This window comes from Dyella sp. EPa41 (genome assembly GCF_016586165.1).
GTDB lineage: Bacteria > Pseudomonadota > Gammaproteobacteria > Xanthomonadales > Rhodanobacteraceae > Dyella.
In genome coordinates this window covers 1-2252 of record NZ_BCPR01000148.1, presented here as the reverse complement: position 1 = coordinate 2252, position 2252 = coordinate 1, and the positions used below count along the sequence as shown (strand labels likewise).

Annotated in this window: 3 protein-coding genes; 2 read left to right on the top strand and 1 reads right to left on the bottom strand. The window is 66.1% G+C overall.

Annotation, left to right across the window (positions count from 1 at the left end):
* The coding region (locus JMF82_RS21795; RefSeq protein WP_201316618.1) for a glutathione S-transferase N-terminal domain-containing protein at positions 1–183 on the bottom strand (183 nt) is incomplete at its 3' end.
* A 134-nt stretch (positions 184–317) separates the two neighbouring features.
* On the opposite strand from JMF82_RS21795, the gene JMF82_RS21790 reads away from it, so the two are divergent.
* Together JMF82_RS21790 and JMF82_RS21785 are read left to right on the top strand one after the other, a co-directional pair.
* Positions 318–1496: a phosphoglycerate kinase gene (locus JMF82_RS21790; protein WP_201316617.1), complete on the top strand. Its 1179-nt coding sequence runs from the start codon at positions 318–320 to the stop codon at positions 1494–1496.
* Positions 1496–2128 carry an HAD hydrolase-like protein gene (locus tag JMF82_RS21785; RefSeq protein ID WP_201316616.1) on the top strand — a complete coding sequence of 211 codons (633 nt, stop codon included), beginning with the start codon at positions 1496–1498 and terminating at the stop codon, positions 2126–2128. The genes JMF82_RS21790 and JMF82_RS21785 overlap by 1 nt, the downstream gene beginning before the upstream one ends.
* Positions 2129–2252 lie beyond the last annotated feature (124 nt).

Genomic DNA, 2252 nt, shown 5'->3' with positions numbered 1-2252 from the left:
CAGGCAAGGCACCAGCTCCTGCGGGTTGAGCGCCGTGTATTCGGGTGCGTGCTGCTCGCCGCCGTTGTTGACCAGATGCACGGCATGCGATTCGTAATCCAGCCCCTTGAGGTTCAGCGCGATGCGCACCCGATAGGCGGCGCTGGAGCGCCAATAGCCGTACAACACCCGATCCTGGCCCATGCCTGTGTCCTCGAAGGGAAATACCCGCCGGCTAGGATACCTGCCGTGTGGTTTGCATAGCCGGGGAACGGGCGGGACAATACGCGATTCGCGCCTGCTGGCGCCCTGTGAATCCAAGCCAAGGGAGTTCCGCCGTGTCCGTTACCCGCATGAGCGATCTTGATCTGCGCGGCAAGCGCGTGCTGATCCGCGAAGACCTGAACGTGCCGATCGAGAACGGCCACATCACCTCCACCCAGCGCCTGGACGCGTCCCTGCCCACCATCAAGGCCGCCCGCGATGCCGGCGCCAAGGTGATGGTGCTGTCGCACCTGGGCCGTCCGAAGGAAGGCCAGTTCGATGCGGAATCCTCGCTGGCGCCGGTCGCCAAGTGGCTGGGCGACAAGCTGGGCCAGCCGGTGCGCCTGGTCGCCGACTACCTCGACGGCGTCGAGGTGGCCGACGGCGAAGTGGTGGTGCTCGAAAACTGTCGCATGAACGTCGGCGAAGGCAAGGACGACGAGGCGCTCTCGAAGAAGTACGCCGCGTTGTGCGACATCTTCGTCATGGACGCCTTCGGCACCGCGCACCGCGCCCAGGCCTCCACCCATGGCGTGATCAAGTTCGCCCCGATCGCCGCCGCAGGCCCGCTACTGTCGGCCGAGCTGGACGCGCTGGGCAAGGCGCTGGAGCAGCCGGCCCATCCGCTGCTGGCCATCGTGGCGGGCTCCAAGGTCTCCACCAAGCTCACCCTGCTCGAAAACCTGATCGGCAAGGTCGACCAGCTGATCGTCGGTGGCGGCATCGCCAACACCTTCATCGCCGCCATGGGTTACTCGGTCGGCAATTCGCTGTACGAGCCGGATCTGATCCCGGCGGCCAAGAAGGTCATTGCCGACGCCAAGCGCCGCAACGCCGACGTGCCGATCCCGGTCGACGTGGTGGTGGCGCCGGAGTTCTCCGCGCACGCCCCGGCCACGGTGAAGCCGGTCGACCAGGTGAAGGATGGCGAGATGATCCTCGACATCGGCCCCGAGACCGCCCGCCGCTATGCCGAGATGATTGCCAAGGCCGGCACCGTGGTGTGGAACGGCCCGGTCGGCGTGTTCGAGTTCGACGCCTTCGGCCATGGCACGGAAACGCTGGCCCGCGCGATCGCGGCATCGCCGGCGTTCTCCATCGCTGGCGGCGGCGACACGCTGGCGGCCGTGGACAAGTACGGCATCGCCGATGAGGTGTCCTACATCTCCACCGGTGGCGGCGCCTTCCTCGAGTTCCTCGAGGGCAAGGAACTCCCGGCCGTGGCAGCCCTCAAGGCTCGCGCAGGCAAGTAATGCTCTGTCTGTTCGACCTCGACGGCACCCTGATCGATTCGGAAGTCGGCATCCTGGGCTGCGTCCGCCATGCGCTGACGCAGCTGGGCGTGGAACACCCGGCCCAGATGCGCCACTGGATCGGCCCACCGCTGCGCCACAGCTTTGCGCCGCTGCTCGACCATGACCACGAACGCATCGAGCGGGCGGTGGAGTACTACCACGAGCGCTTCCATGCGATCGGCTGGCAGGAGCACACCCTCTATCCCGGCATCGACATGATGATTGAACGCCTGCAGGCGGCCGGGCACACGCTCGCCGTGGTCACCAGCAAGCCGGAACGGCATGCGCGGCCGATCATCGAACACCTGCCGTTCGGCAAGGCGTTCAGCCGTCTATACGGCCCTGACCCCTCGAGCGCGCATAGCGAGAAGGCGACGATGATCCGTGCCGCGCTCGAGGATTTTGGCGCCAAGCCGGATGAAACGGCGATGATCGGCGATCGTCATTTCGACATTGATGGCGCCGTGGCCAATCGCGTGCGCGGCCTTGGCGTGCTGTGGGGCTTCGGCAGCCGCGAGGAGCTGGAAAAAGCCGGTGCGCATGCCCTGGCGCGCGATCCGGTGCATCTGGCGGAGCTGCTGGCGGCGTGACTACGTAAACCCTGTAGGAGCGCACCCAGTGCGCGACCGCAGAGGTGATGAAACCGCTTCATAGGCTTTTCGCGCACGGGGTGCGCTCCTACAAAAAGACGAGGCACAAAAAAAACGCGCGACG